This is a genomic window from Selenomonas sp. ND2010 (assembly GCF_000702005.1).
Classification (GTDB): Bacteria; Bacillota; Negativicutes; order Selenomonadales; family Selenomonadaceae; genus Selenomonas_A.
The window spans coordinates 108,896-123,234 of sequence record NZ_KL370847.1; the positions used below are offsets into that span (position 1 = coordinate 108,896).

General features: G+C 32.4%; 12 protein-coding genes. All 12 read left to right on the top strand.

Features of this window, described 5'->3' with window-relative positions:
- Nucleotides 1-10: 10 nt before the first annotated feature.
- The 12 genes from T504_RS14030 to T504_RS0112570 all read left to right on the top strand — a co-directional run bounded on the left by T504_RS14030 (nt 11) and on the right by T504_RS0112570 (nt 14,283).
- Nucleotides 11-1,066, top strand: a complete 1,056-nt coding sequence (locus T504_RS14030) for a glycosyltransferase family 32 protein (RefSeq protein WP_051635385.1) — start codon at nt 11-13, stop codon at nt 1,064-1,066.
- Nucleotides 1,067-1,087: 21 nt separating this feature from the next.
- Nucleotides 1,088-2,299 carry a radical SAM/SPASM domain-containing protein gene (locus T504_RS0112520; protein ID WP_033171369.1) on the top strand — a complete coding sequence of 404 codons (1,212 nt, stop codon included), beginning with the start codon at nt 1,088-1,090 and terminating at the stop codon, nt 2,297-2,299.
- Nucleotides 2,300-2,346: 47 nt separating this feature from the next.
- A complete protein-coding gene (locus tag T504_RS0112525; protein WP_033171370.1) occupies nt 2,347-3,747 on the top strand; it encodes a glycosyltransferase family 9 protein in 1,401 nt (466 codons plus the stop codon).
- Between the two features lie 108 nt (nt 3,748-3,855).
- Nucleotides 3,856-4,743, top strand: coding sequence for a TylF/MycF/NovP-related O-methyltransferase (locus T504_RS0112530; protein ID WP_033171371.1), 888 nt, complete (start codon nt 3,856-3,858; stop codon nt 4,741-4,743).
- A gap of 130 nt (nt 4,744-4,873) precedes the next feature.
- Nucleotides 4,874-5,875 carry an FkbM family methyltransferase gene (locus tag T504_RS14035; RefSeq protein WP_051635386.1) on the top strand — a complete coding sequence of 334 codons (1,002 nt, stop codon included), beginning with the start codon at nt 4,874-4,876 and terminating at the stop codon, nt 5,873-5,875.
- Between the two features lie 3 nt (nt 5,876-5,878).
- Entirely contained in the window at nt 5,879-7,414 is a 1,536-nt protein-coding gene (locus T504_RS0112540) for a glycoside hydrolase family 99-like domain-containing protein (protein ID WP_051635387.1), read from the top strand.
- Between the two features lie 121 nt (nt 7,415-7,535).
- Entirely contained in the window at nt 7,536-8,963 is a 1,428-nt protein-coding gene (locus T504_RS0112545; RefSeq protein WP_033171372.1) for a glycosyltransferase family 4 protein, read from the top strand.
- Between the two features lie 17 nt (nt 8,964-8,980).
- The gene (locus T504_RS0112550) at nt 8,981-9,370 is read left to right on the top strand and encodes a hypothetical protein (RefSeq protein ID WP_033171373.1); all 390 of its coding nucleotides are present in this window, start codon (nt 8,981-8,983) and stop codon (nt 9,368-9,370) included.
- Nucleotides 9,322-9,807, top strand: a complete 486-nt coding sequence (locus tag T504_RS0112555; RefSeq protein ID WP_304412688.1) for a DUF1919 domain-containing protein — start codon at nt 9,322-9,324, stop codon at nt 9,805-9,807. The genes T504_RS0112550 and T504_RS0112555 overlap by 49 nt, the downstream gene beginning before the upstream one ends.
- An 83-nt stretch (nt 9,808-9,890) precedes the next feature.
- Nucleotides 9,891-11,144, top strand: coding sequence for a glycosyltransferase family 2 protein (locus T504_RS14040; RefSeq protein WP_051635388.1), 1,254 nt, complete (start codon nt 9,891-9,893; stop codon nt 11,142-11,144).
- Between the two features lie 136 nt (nt 11,145-11,280).
- Nucleotides 11,281-12,639 (top strand): glycosyltransferase family 2 protein, encoded by a 1,359-nt coding sequence (locus T504_RS14045; RefSeq protein ID WP_051635389.1) that lies wholly within the window; start codon nt 11,281-11,283, stop codon nt 12,637-12,639.
- 21 nt (nt 12,640-12,660) lie between these two features.
- A complete protein-coding gene (locus tag T504_RS0112570) occupies nt 12,661-14,283 on the top strand; it encodes a CDP-glycerol glycerophosphotransferase family protein (protein ID WP_033171375.1) in 1,623 nt (540 codons plus the stop codon).
- The last annotated feature ends 56 nt before the right edge of the window (nt 14,284-14,339 follow it).

Genomic DNA, 14,339 nt, shown 5'->3' on the forward strand with positions numbered 1-14,339 from the left:
TGAGGGAATAATGGATAATATACAGTGGCATGGATTAGATGCTTTTTTTGAGCACTTAAAGGATAAACGGGTATTCCTCTTTGGTGCGGGAATTCAAGGAGAAAGAATGGGGAAATTCATGCTGGATAAGGGCTTATTCTCCAATATGATCGGATATATTGATAATAAAAAACATGGCTCGGTATTAAAGTTAGATAGCGCACAAATAAATATTTATTCTATAGATGATGTTGCTAGTAGAATGACTGATAATACAGTCATTATTATTACGGCTTTTTCTCACAATGAAATCTACAAGCAGCTAGAAAAATGTGATTTTTATCACAGGATAGAGGTTTATTCCTACGCAGAGTTGGCACATAATGTATTTATAAATTCTGACTACTCGAGAATCGTCAAAGACTATACTTATCCGGTAATACCAAAAAAAATCCATTATGTTTGGGTCGGTGGGGAGAAACCTAAGGAAGTTGTCGATAATATTAGTAATTGGAAAAAATACTGTCCAGATTTCGAAATTGTAGAATGGAATGAAAAAAACTATGACATGAATAAAATTACATACCTAAGAGAAGCATATGAGTCAAAATTGTATGGATATGTTCCTGACTATTTGCGTTTAGATGTTTTATATAAATATGGGGGAATATATTTAGATACAGATATCGAATTAAAGAGATCATTAGATGAATTACTATATCAAGATTGCTTTGGTTGTGTGGATTCAAGTTTAACGTTAAATTTAGGTTCGGGATTTGGTGCTAAGCCTGGGTGCGAAATTATTCGCAAATTTAGAGACTATTATAATTCGTTACATTTTCGTAATAGTGATGGAAATATAGATAGACGCAGTTGTAATTCTCATCAGTATGAAGTATTGAGAAAATTGGGGTATAAGACAAGCGATAAATTCCAGTGCTTTGAAGGAATGAATATATATCCAGCAATATTTCAGGGGCGTGATTATTTGAATGAAGAGTCTCGTGTTAATAAAAAAACATTCTGGATTCATTGGGGAAATTTATCGTGGTTTAGCAAATCGATTAGAAAAAAGACAGTTGATTGATGGTAGAGATGGGGGATATTAGTGCGGGAATCATATAGTCAGAAAAAAGCAGTTTTAGATAATATTAAAAGTGAATATATCAGTGCTGTTAATAATTATATGAAACAAGACTATAGTATAGTTGTATATGGAGCTGGTATGTACGGAATGAAGATATGTCAGATGTTGAGAAATAATAATATTCCGATAGCAGCAATCGGCGTAACAAATATAAAATATAATCGTGATAAAATGTTCGGAATTCGAGTACATACAATAGATGAATTGGTAAATAGAAGACAAAAATACGTTTATTTATTAGCAATAAAGCCATCGGCACAAAAAATATTAGAAGATGAAATGAATAGTAGAGGGGTAAATTCATATATTAAATTACCTAAATATGCAGAAGAACTTTTTGATGAGACGTTTTTTCGTCCAGTTATTGAAATAACTCCACGGATTGGGTGTAGTGTTAATTGTCATTTTTGTCCACAGGAATTGTTTTTGAGAACATATAATAAACTAAATCGTGATTGTAAAAAGGAAATGAGTATAGATGATTTTAAATACTATGTAGATAAAACACCAGAGGATTGTATAATAGATTTTTCGGGGTTTGTTGAGCCGTTTTTAGCACATGATGGTGTTGAAATGATCAAATATGCTTATGAAAAGGGACGAGATATTCGACTGTTTACTACTTTGGTTGGATTAACATTGGAAGGCTTTAAACAAATTGAAGATATCCCTTTTAAGTTTGTGGTTTTACATATACCGGATGTAAAGAAATATGCTAATATACCATTAACGAAAGAATATTTTGAAATACTGCAATATGTAATTTTGAAGAAAAAAAAGGATGGTATGCCATTTGTTGACATGGCTAATTGTCAAGCAGAACCTAATCCAGATGTTGTAAAATTGATTGAGAATCGCTTCCCTATTTCCTGGCAATTGATTGATAGAGCTGGAAATTTGGAAGGAGATGAATTACAGTCTGTAGTGGCAAATGAAAATAATATTTATTGTACACGAGCATTAAATATGAATCATAATGTATTGTTGCCTAATGGAGATTTGTTACTGTGTTGTATGGATTTTGGTATGAAACGTGTATTAGGAAATTTAAAAAGCCAAGATTATGAAGAGGTTTTAAGAGGTATAACAATGGGCAAGGTTATAGAAGAAAATAAAAATGAAGGAGACTTACTTTGCCGTAAATGTGTATATGCTCAAAGTTTTGATATATAATATAAAAAATAGAGTTTGTGGCGTGTTTTATTGAGAGTGATTTTGCAATGCAAGAGTATACGTTTTTATTCCCGTTCGAGAAAATTAGAGCGAAGTCGGATGTTTTAATATACGGAGCTGGAAATACAGGTATAGAATATTTAAAACAAATAAAAATCACAAATTATTGTAGAGTTATTGGCTTTGTGGATAAAAATGCTGCTAATATAAATAATTTAGTAGTTCCGGTTTTTAGTTTAAAAGAAGTAACGAAAATGAAATTTGATTACATTATTATTGCAATGAAAAATCCGACATATAACAATAAAATAATAGATGATTTAAGTAAATTTAATGTACCGCAAGATAAGATCGTTTTTGTTGGTAAAAGGAAAGAAATAGATTCGTTATATGTTAAAAATATGAAAAGTGGGGGAGAGATATTAGCATTTGAAAGAAAAGGTATATCGGTGGCAGTTCAAGTACCAAGTGGAATTGGTGATGTTATTATTTCTAAGAGATTTATAAAGCAGTTGCAATGTTTTTCAACATATTTGAATATAGATATATATTGTAGTAACGATATGGCATCAATCTTTTATGATCAAAATGATGGAATAAATGCAATTATTACACCGAGTAAAGGGACATTTTATTCTTGCTATGATAGTTACCATATAGCTGTTTCAATACAGTTTATATTGAATTTTTTCTCCTTTAAATTTGAAGAAATAAAAACATTTGATAACAAATTTGCTCATATAATGAAAAAATTATATAAATCTGTTCAAAAATATAATGATGATTGTGCGGTGAATGAGCGCTTGCGTATTTTTTTTGAAAGAGCAGATTATGCAAATAAAATGATATATCATTTTCCTGATTATTTCGAGAGTGTTTTAGCCATCAACGATACTCATGTTGATATTCCATTACGAGAAGAGTGGAAGATGAAGTTCGATCAGCAATATCTAAGCGATTATATAACTATAAATTTTGGCAATGGAATAGGTAGCAATAATATATCAAAACAATGGCCTTTAGGCAGATTTTCTGAGCTTGTTGATAAAATTAAGAAAAAATATCCACGATTAAAAATTATACAGTTAGGTGTTGTAGAAGCAGATAAAATAACGAATTGTGACAATTATTTGTTGGGGGAAAACTTAGAGCTGGTGAAGTATGTATTACTTAATTCGTTTTTGCATATAGATATTGAGGGAGGTTTGGTACATATAGCGACACAATTGGGGACAAAATGCGTTGTTTTATTTGGACCAACATCAATAAAAGCTTTTGGTTATCCCACTAATATTAACATAAAAGCTGGTGATTGTCATAATTGCTGTGGCGTTGAGAGCAATTTTTATCAGTGTGCACGTTATCTGGAAACGCCGGCATGTATGGAAGCAATAAGTGTAGATATGGTGTATAAAGAAGTTGATAATTATTTGAGCAATATTCTATAGTTTGTTGGTGAGTTGAATATGATTCGCTATAGAGATATGATAGATTAAATGGTAGTTTGTTAAAATTGAATGTTAAATGTAAATGTATTTTTTTAGAGGTGATATAAAATGAAAATTTTAGTGTGGGGAGCGGGTGGCAATGGCCAAACATTACGAAAGTATATTCAAGATTATAGTGATGATGAATTTTTGGGTTATATTGACAACAATGCTTCAGTAAAGGCGTGGCCCCCTTCTAAAATGAAAGAAATAGAATATGATTTATTGGTGGTTTCTAATCAATACTTTGAAGACAGAAGAGCAATCAAAGATCAATTGCTGGGGTTGTCTGTGGATATGGATAAGGTCATTTTTTTAGTTGAAAATAATGAGCTGAGGACAAAAGTTTTTTCGGCGATTAATCGTTATGATGAAGAAAGCGATAGGCGTGTTGTGTGGTTGGCTTCTTTTGCTGAATATGTAAAAACTATAAATATGAATGGCAATGTAGCTGAATGTGGAGTGAATAGAGGTGAATTTGCTTACTACATAAATAAGTATTTTTCAGATAGAAAGCTTTATCTTTTTGATACATTTGAAGGATTCTCTGAAAAAGATTTAGAAGCTGAACGTAATTTTAGTGATGATGCTTTCAATAAAAGTGTGTTTAATACAAAGAATTGTTTTTTATCAACAAATATAGATATTGTAAAGAACCGTATGCTGTATATTCAGCAGTGCGAATTTCATGTTGGATATTTTCCTGATAGTGCAGTGAATGTTGTAGATAAATTTTGTTTCGTAAATCTTGACACAGATTTATATGCACCAATATTAGCAGGACTAGAATTTTTCTATCCACAAATGGTTCCTGGGGGAGTAATATTAGTGCATGATTATTTTAATCCGGATTTGCCAGGTGTGAAACGGGCGATTAATGATTATGAAGACAAGAATGGAATAATACTTCATAAATTCCCTATTGCTGATTATTTGAGCTTGGCCATTGTGAAATAGAAAAATGCATACTAAAATTTATGGTAAGGGTATACCTTTTTTTAGTTATAAAGTACTTGAATGATGTACAGTAGGTAATGATTACAAAATGTATATATTTGTCTTTGATGAGAGGAGGGCGATTTGTAGCATGGAATCTATTGCTTTATTTGGAGCTGGGAAAATAGGAAAGCAAGCGCTGAATTTTTTTAAATCAAAAAATAAAAACGTTTGTTATTTTATAGATAATAATCCTGGGAAATGGGGTACAAACATAGATGGCATTCCGGTGATTGGTATTGATGATTTTTTGAACAAAAAGGAAAATTATCATGTATTTGTAGTTTGTGGTGATAAATATCAAGCAGCCATTGTAAAACAACTACATGATGTTGGAGTTAAAAGATATTCTATATTTGATGCGACGGATCTTTGGAAATATAACAAAAGAGAAACGATAGTTTCATATTCACATTTGGATGATATGGAAGATGTAATATTGTACAATATCTTTCACGATAATAAAGACATTTTCTATATCGATGTTGGAGCTAATGATCCGTGGACATCTTCGGTAACAAAATTGATTTATGATCATGGTGGGTCTGGAATAAATATTGAGCCTATTCCTGAATTGGCAGAATTATATCCAATAGAACGACCACGGGATATTGTTGTTTGCGCAGGTATTGGCAAAGAAAATTCACAGATGACATTATACTTGCAGGGAATGACAACTGGGGAAGGCAGTACATTAAAAGAATATGGTGTTGATGCATATAACAAGCAGAGCATTACCATAGACGTATATACCTTACGGGATATTTGTAAAAAATACATTGGAGATAATCAACCCATTCATTTTCTGAAAGTTGATGTTGAAGGTGCAGAAAAAGAAGTCCTTCTAGGGGCAGATTTTGATAGCTATAGACCTTGGTGTATTGTGATGGAGTCTACATTGCCTAATACAGATATGCCGTGTTATGAAGAGTGGGAGGGATTGCTCCTAAATAAGGCATATCATTTCGTATTTTCACATGGCGTCAACCGTTATTATGTTGCAGATGAGCATAAGGAATTGGATGATAAATTTATCTCAGTTGAAGCTTTGTTACAGAAATATAGAGTTTTTCACGCAGAACAGGTGAGGTAATAAATGAGAGTTATTGCTATGTATCTGCCACAATTTCATAGGGTAAAAGAAAACGATGAATGGTGGGGAGAAGGCTTTACCGAGTGGATAGCTGTAAAAAGTGCTGAAAAAATGTTTGATGAACATGAGCAGCCTCGGGTTCCGTTAAATGAATATTATTATGATTTGTTGGACAAGAAAACTATGCACTGGCAGTCTCAGTTGATGAAGAAATATAAAATAGATGGAATGTGTTTTTATCATTACTATTTCAAGGACGGAAGAAAAATCCTAGAACAGCCTGCTGAAAATCTTTTGGACTGGAAGGATATCGATATGCCGTTTTGCTTTTCATGGGCCAATGAATCATGGGTTCGTTCTTGGAGTAAAATTTCAACTGGTGATGGTAATTCTTGGTCAGAGAAATATGAAAAAAACTTACCAAATTTAAATGATAATGATGGCGTATTGTTAAAACAGGAATATGGTGATGAGCGCGATTGGGATGATCATTATAACTACTTGGCAAAATTCTTTCATGACAAGCGCTATATAAAATATAATGAAATGCCAGTTTTTATGTTTCATAGACCAGATAATATCCCATGTTTGAGGCAAATGGTTGAAAGATGGGATGATTTGGCTAGAAAAGATGGTTTTCCAGGATTATATACTATAGGTTCGATGGTTCAGGATGTGAGTGAATATGGTCTTAAGGGATTGAATATACATGAACCGGCAGATACTATTATACGTTTATTTCCAGAAAAATATAACAATAAAGACAATGTTATGAAGAGCCTTGATTATCAAGAAGTTTGGGGTAAGCTTATACAAAAAGATGTCCCTGTAAATGCTTCTCTCGGCGGATTTGTAGGTTATGATGATACACCACGGCGTGGACATGGTGGCTCAGTTATTCGTTATCGTAGCCCATATGTTTTTTATGAAGGAATAAAAAAATTACTTTTGAAAGCGGAAAAAAATGATTCCCCCTTTGTTTTTATAAATGCTTGGAACGAATGGGGAGAGGGGATGTATCTAGAACCAGATGAAAAGTTTGGTTATGGATTTCTAGAAGCATTTCTTCAAGCAAAGAAAGATGTTGAACGCTTAAATGTAAATGATTTAGATGTTCGAGATGTTACTAACAATGCTTTTTTGTTTGAGGAAAATTTATCACTTAGGCATTCACTTGATAGATATCGTAGTTATTGGCGTGTGTTAGATCTTTGGGTTGGCATGTTAGAGAAAAGTGATACACCTTTAACTTATTTGAAAAAAGCGGGATATGATAGCGTTGCTGTTTATGGTTATGGAATGTTAGGTAAGCATTTGGTATTTCAGTTACAAAAAAAAGGTTTTGATGTGAAATATGTCATAGATCGGCAGATAGAAAGAAAGGCAGATGGCATACCATTATATACTTTGCAGGAAAACTTACCTAAAGTGGATGTTGTGATTGTAACTGTGTTATATGATTATGATAATATTGCAAGTGAAATTAAAAAAATATCTGATGTTGATATAATACCAATTGATAGACTGTTTATCTTTTAAATTTTATAAAGAAAAGGGATTTTTCTTTATAGAAATGGTGGGAATATTATTTAATATACTGAATGTATAGCAATCATTTTAGTTAGATTTTTGATTAAAAACTATGTTTAGGGATAAATATATGAAACTGTTAATATTTGGTATTGGTAACTTTTACCTAAATCGTAAAGGTTATATTGAAGAGTGTAACAAATACGATACGATTGTTGGGTTTGTTGATAACAGGGCTGATGCTATACGGTCGTTTGAGGATAAGCCTGTATATTTACCGGAAGAAATAAGTGGAAAAGAATGGGATACTATAGTCATAATGAGTGTAAGTTACGTAGAAATGAGAGAACAGTTATTAAGACTTGGTATTCCGAACGATAAGATAATGTGCTGGGAAGCGTATTATGCGTATTTGTCGGGAGATGAAACGGAAGTTTTTGTTTCTAAAGTAAAAAAAGAATCTGGCAGATTAAGAATATTGTTAATAGCAATATCTGTAGGATATGATGGCAGTTCAATGGCAATATGCCATGTTGCGAAGGAATTGTCTTTTAGAGGATATGATGTTACATTATTAACATTATCGTGCAATGAGAGTATAAAAGAAAATCTTCTGCAGCATGGTGTTGATGTAAAGATCAATAAATCGTTGAAATTTCTTGAAAGAGAAAAATATAAACAATTTATTGATTATGATATTGCTATAATAAACACCTTTCCGAATATTCGTATAGCTTGTGAGCTATGCAACTATATACCGACTTTATGGTGGATACATGAAAATGGTAAAAAATATGCAGGTGTATATGATAGTAATCGAACAATTTTTTCCGAATATGATAGCCCAAGGAGTTTTTTTAAAGCGCGTGTATCTGCTGTTTCAAAGTGGGCAGCTGATGCGTTTGAAAAATATTATCCTAATTGTATAGACTCGATATTGCCATTAGGAATACCAGATGAATCTAATTATGTTTATGGAAGTACTGTGGATAAACCGTGTGTATTTGCTGTAATTGGTGGTATAGAAGAGAGAAAGGCGCAAGATATTTTTTTGGAGGCAATTGAGAGCCTTTCTGTTGATATTAGGGGAAAAGCTAGGTTCTTAATAATAGGAGCTTGTTATAAAAATAAATATTCAACTGCAATCAAGGATAAAGCGATACGATTGCCGGAAGTCATCTTTACAGGTGAACTAGATCGTATTGCTTTGAGGAAAACGTTTGGAAAAATTGATGTTGTGGTATGCCCATCGCGTGAAGAGACACTTTCAATTGCTGTTATAGAGGGGATGATGCATAGTAAAATATGTATTACAACGGATGCAACAGGTATTGCAGATTATATGTTAGACGGAGTAAATGGATTTGTTATTCCTTCTGATGATGCAACTAAGTTATCAGAAAAAATGAGGTATGTTATACAGAATATTAATGAACTGGATAATATGCGACAGGCAGCTAGAGAGGTGTATGACAAAATTTTTAGTATGAAAATATTTGGTGATAGATTGGAAATGGAAATTAATAAGACTATTCAAGAATATAAAAAGGGATGCTAACTCAAGGAGACATAGTGGTGTATAAAATTTTGATATGGGGGACCGGGAAAGGTTATAATGCATGTTTGAGTAGCTTGAAATATATGGAAACAATAGGCGATATAAGTATTGTTAGATTAACATCAGATGATAATTATTATTCATTTGTTGATGGCATAAAATTTATACCAAAGGCTAAGTTGAGAGCAGTAGACTTTGATTATGTTATAGTAGCTGCAAACAATGCATATTATGATATTTATACTGTAGCAGTTTCATTAGGAATAGATAAAGAGAAAATAATATCATCCAAGGCACTATTTTTGGAAAATTTTTCATTTAAAAAATATACTCAATTGATAAAAATCCGGTTTCTATCATATCAAATAATTGTTGGGCTGGAGTTACGTATAATTATTTGTGTATGAGGTTCCAGTCGCCATTTATAAATATGTATATAGAGAATGATGATTATTTACGGTTGTTACATGATTTACGAGGATATATAAAAGAACCACTAATATATTGTAATACAGAAGTTAATCCAGTAGAAAAATTTGATTATCCAGTATTTTATCTAGGGGATATAAAATTACATATGAATCATTGTCATAGCATTGAAGAAGGAGAAACAGCATGGTATAAACGTGTAGAGCGCATAAACTGGGATAATCTACTTGTGATGATGTATACACATTCTGATCAATGTATAAAAGAATTTAATCAGCTTCCATTTAAAAAGAAAGTGTGCTTTGTAGGAGAAGAAGGGTATACTTCTCCGTCAATAATACCAGTTAAGCCATATATAGAGAGAAAGAACAAAAATACGAAATTGTGGGAATATGTATTGAGTATGGCAGCGTGACGTCTTATATATTATGCTGTATGGGCTCTGCTGTTAGAAGGTAATATAGAATATAGATTTAAGTAAGATATGGATGTGTGTTTATGCCAAAAATCAGTGTGATTGTTCCTGTCTATAATGTAGAGGAATATTTGTCGGAGTGCTTAGATAGCATATTAAGTCAATCGCTAGTAGATATAGAGATTATTGGGATAGACGATTGCAGTACAGATAAATCTGTGGCTATTCTTAATGAATATGCCTCTAAAGATAAACGAGTCAAAGTCATCCACAATAAACGAAATATGGGATTATCATATTCACGTAATAGAGGTTTAGAAATAGCCAGCGGTAACTACATTATGTTTGTTGATTCTGATGATATGCTTACTGAAGGTAGCTTGGTTGCTTTATATAATAAAGCTGTGGAAACTAAAGTCGATGGAGTAATGTTTGACTTAGATAGCAAAAATGAAACAACAATTAATCATAATAATTTAACAGAATTTCATCCCCACAAATATGACTATACCAGTGTATACACTGGGCAAGAATTATTTACATTGCAAACCAATAATAATGATTTACAGCTTATGGCGGTCCTTTGCTTGTGGAAAAGAAAGTTTTTATTGTCACATAATTTGTTCTTTAGAGAAGGTATATTGCATGAAGATAATCCATTTTCTATTTGTGCATTGATGTGGGCAGATAGAATGGCTTTTTTGCGTCGTAATTGTTATCTATATAGACGGAGAGATAATTCTATTACGACTATGATAATGGAAACAAGAAAAGTAATTGGCTTAATTAGAGGAAATGTTGATATTATAGAAAATATAGAACGATATGATGGTGCTTTAGAAAAAGACTTTATAGCATCAGTACTAAATTTTATTTGTTATGTTCGGCAGTTAGCTCGTGATAAAATGATTAAGGGAAGCTTGCGCGGTGAAGATATTAAACACTCACATGATATCAGTTTTATTGAATTGCTTGAGTGGAAGACAATAATAAGAGCTGGATACAAACATATAGAAGGAAAAATTTCACTTGATAGTATAAAAAAACTGATGGGGTGTAAAGAGATAATCGTTTATGGAAATGGAAATGTTGGAACAGAAATTATTAGTCTATTACGGGAATATGGATTCTATAATTATAAAGTGGCGATAACTAAAAAAAGAAATGAGTGCTATAATAATATCAAATCGGCATATGTTTCATCGATTTCAGATTTGGCGGACGAACACAAAAAAAATGTTGTTATTATTGCTGTTGGATCAAAACTACAGCAAGAGTTGGCGAATAATGCATATAGATTGGGATTCAAAAACGTAATTATGGCAGGGGAACTATAATGGACAAGAAAAATGTTACGGCATTATGATGTTGTAGTATATTCAGTTAGTGTGGATGTTTTTAGAGGAGTACGGATGATTATCGTATTATTTGTAGCTGCTATTTGAATGATAACTTGCTTAGAAGGTGTTGTAAATGAAAATAGAAAATAAAGAAAAGCCAGTTGTCAGCATTATTGTTCCTGTATACAATGTATCGAAGTATTTACCAGAATGTCTAGGGTCAATTGCAATGCAGAGTTACAGGAAGTTTGAATGCATATTAGTAGATGACGGTTCGACGGATAGTTCAGGAGAAATATGTGATAGATATGTAGCTGCCGATAGTAGATTTAAGGTGATACATCAAAAGAATCTTGGCGCTCATGCAGCACGATTAGCGGGATATAAGCAAGCTACTGGAAGATACATTGGATTTGTTGATAGTGATGATTGGATCGAGCCTGATATGTATGAGTGTTTAGTTGAGGCAATGTCCGATGATGTTGATATTACAATGGTATGCTTTATTCCTGAGTGCTGTGGAAGCCCGCAAATGCCTGGGCGAAAAAAGTGGAAAAAAAAAATTATGAAATCGCAAGATGCCATGATGAACTTTCTTACAACAAGAGTAATAGGTTGGGATTTGTGGAGTAAGCTTTTCAAGAGAGAATTATTAGATGAAACCGTATTTCCTAGTGAAATCAGTCTTGGGGATGACTTCGTTACTTCTTGTCTTGTGTTTCCAAGAGCAAATAAAGTATCATATTTACCGTATGACTTGTATCATTATCGATTGCATCCTGCAAGTATGACACATGATAATTCGGTGGATAGTTCACTAGAGTTTTCAAAAGCAGTTCGGATGATACTGGGTAAAATGGACATATATACTTCACCTGTTCGTAATTATTTACTATACTTGTATTTTACGTTGTTGGTAGCTAGGCTTGGTGGTTTGTTTTATAATAAAAAAATACCATCGCGGCTGGAAAAACAAATATATCTTGACTTGCAAAGTGCATTGCAACAAATAGATGAAAATTGGCTTAACATAAAAGAAAAAAAACTGAGCAGATTAATTTTAAATACAAAGATTAATGAATTTGTTTCTGCAACTCAAAAAAGATATAATATGAAATGTAAGTCATTTGTCGGAGACAATGTGGCCTATATTTACGGAGCTGGAAAAGTAGGAAAAACATTGCATAAATATTTATCTCATTTAAATATTAAAGTAGAAGGATTTATTGTTTCTGAAAAGGGTAATGATATTGTAGAAATCGCTGGAACAAGAGTATATAGTATAGATGATGTTTTAGACAGTCTTCCTAATATGCGAATATTTTTAGGGGTATCCCGAAAATATTTATACGAAATTAGGTCAGCGTTGAAAAAAAATGGCGCTAAAAATTTTTATTTGGCACCAATGCTTAGACAAGGCTTTTTTGATGGTCGTAATTTGGAAAAAGCAAAAGATAGATTGCTACTTTGTGGCAAATGTAACGCTGATTAAGGAAAGATGGAGTATATTAAAATGGATTCGATAGACAAAATAATAGCTAGAAAAGGATATAAAAATTTGCCGTTGAATATTTATAACAAGACATGGCGAGATTTTGAAATCGATGTGGGAAAAGGAAAGTTTTATTTATTCGGTATAGGAGCAGGAGCGGATTTATATTTTTTCAAATATGGTAATTTTTCAAAGGTTGAGAGGGCGTTTGATAATAAAGAAGAAGTACAAGGATTAACACTGTCAATGCTTACCGCTGATTTCGACGGCTGTTGTTCGGTGACTATAGAAAAACCAAAAGAATTAGAAAACAGTGGTGATAAAAATCCTATAGTTCTTATTTCTAGCTTTAACTATTTTGATGAGATAGCAAAAGAATTAGAAAGCTATGGTATAAAGAAATATTATTCTGTTTTTTGTATGGAGATGATGGAAAGAATATATCATCATAATATTTCAATGTATAGTCGAGACGTATGGTTGAAAAATATACAAATGAATGCTATAAATCCTAAAAAAATATGTATTTATAGTGACTGTGATGGCGCAGGCCACGCTAAGGAGATAGTTAGATGTCTTTTGTCTATGCGTACGGATCTTCAAATTGTGTGGATTGTAAAGAATTGGTATACAAAACTTGATAATAAAATAGTGAAAAGACTTATGGAAAATAGATGCGCACGTGAGTTTGAATATAAGACTTCTTATGTTTGGATAGGTGATAGTGGAGGTAGTGGCTTTCCTACTGTTGCTAAAAAGTATGGACATATTGGTATTGGTTTAAAACACTGGTCTAGTATTACGTTGAAAAAGTTTGCATTGGATGAGAAAGCTGTCGGAGAAAATCAGACTGTTAAAGATGCTATTTTGAGTTATAAACAGCATATCGACTACATTATGGTCGGAAGTGAATTTGATGAGGAAACTTGTCGTAGCGGTTTTAATATAGATGATAAATATATACGGATAGGTTCACCTAGGTCGGATATTTTATTTAGAAATGATAGAAAAATGCCCTTCTTTAATGATTATCAGGAGTTAAAAGGAAAAAAACTTCTTTTGTATGCTCCTACCTTTAGGCGAACAGGCAAGGATATGTCAAATGTTGGTTATCGACATGAATTGGATTTTGAAATGGCTTGTCAATCCATGAAGTCTAGATTCGGGGGAGATTGGTGTATTCTTTTGCGTCTTCACCCAATGGTAGCGAAGTATAGTAAAGAAATAGTCATACCCGATTATGTTATTGATGTTAGTAATTATCAAGATGCAGAGGAATTAGTAGCGGCGTGTGATGCACTTGTTACAGATTATTCTAGTATTATGTTTGAGCCAGCATATATCAATATTCCAGTTTTTCTTTTTGCTACAGATTTAGAAGAATATACGTCGCAGGAAAGAGATTTTTATATCGATTATGAAACATTGCCGTTTCCTATTGCTAAAAGTAATGAAGAGTTACGGAAAAACATTGTTGATTTTGATGAACAAAAGTATAAAAATGATGTAAAAGTTTTCTTTAATAAATATGGAGTTCGTGAAGATGGACATGCGGCAGAGCGCGCTGCAAAATTTATTTCCGATTTAATTGACGAAAAAGTAAAAGAAGAAAAAATGACAAATTATGAATCGAGTATGAAATAGGATAATCTTTGCGATTCGGAAATTATTATATATGGGATTATAACTTTAACTGGGGG

What these genes read in the sequence shown, in the direction of transcription:
- T504_RS0112545 (WP_033171372.1), top strand. Translation starts at nt 7,536, where the DNA reads ATGAAACTGTTAATATTTGGTATTGGTAACTTTTACCTAAATCGTAAA.
- T504_RS0112540 (WP_051635387.1), top strand. Translation starts at nt 5,879, where the DNA reads ATGAGAGTTATTGCTATGTATCTGCCACAATTTCATAGGGTAAAAGAA.
- T504_RS14030 (WP_051635385.1), top strand. Translation starts at nt 11, where the DNA reads ATGGATAATATACAGTGGCATGGATTAGATGCTTTTTTTGAGCACTTA.
- T504_RS14045 (WP_051635389.1), top strand. Translation starts at nt 11,281, where the DNA reads ATGAAAATAGAAAATAAAGAAAAGCCAGTTGTCAGCATTATTGTTCCT.
- T504_RS14040 (WP_051635388.1), top strand. Translation starts at nt 9,891, where the DNA reads ATGCCAAAAATCAGTGTGATTGTTCCTGTCTATAATGTAGAGGAATAT.
- T504_RS0112525 (WP_033171370.1), top strand. Translation starts at nt 2,347, where the DNA reads ATGCAAGAGTATACGTTTTTATTCCCGTTCGAGAAAATTAGAGCGAAG.
- T504_RS14035 (WP_051635386.1), top strand. Translation starts at nt 4,874, where the DNA reads ATGGAATCTATTGCTTTATTTGGAGCTGGGAAAATAGGAAAGCAAGCG.
- T504_RS0112530 (WP_033171371.1), top strand. Translation starts at nt 3,856, where the DNA reads ATGAAAATTTTAGTGTGGGGAGCGGGTGGCAATGGCCAAACATTACGA.
- T504_RS0112570 (WP_033171375.1), top strand. Translation starts at nt 12,661, where the DNA reads ATGGATTCGATAGACAAAATAATAGCTAGAAAAGGATATAAAAATTTG.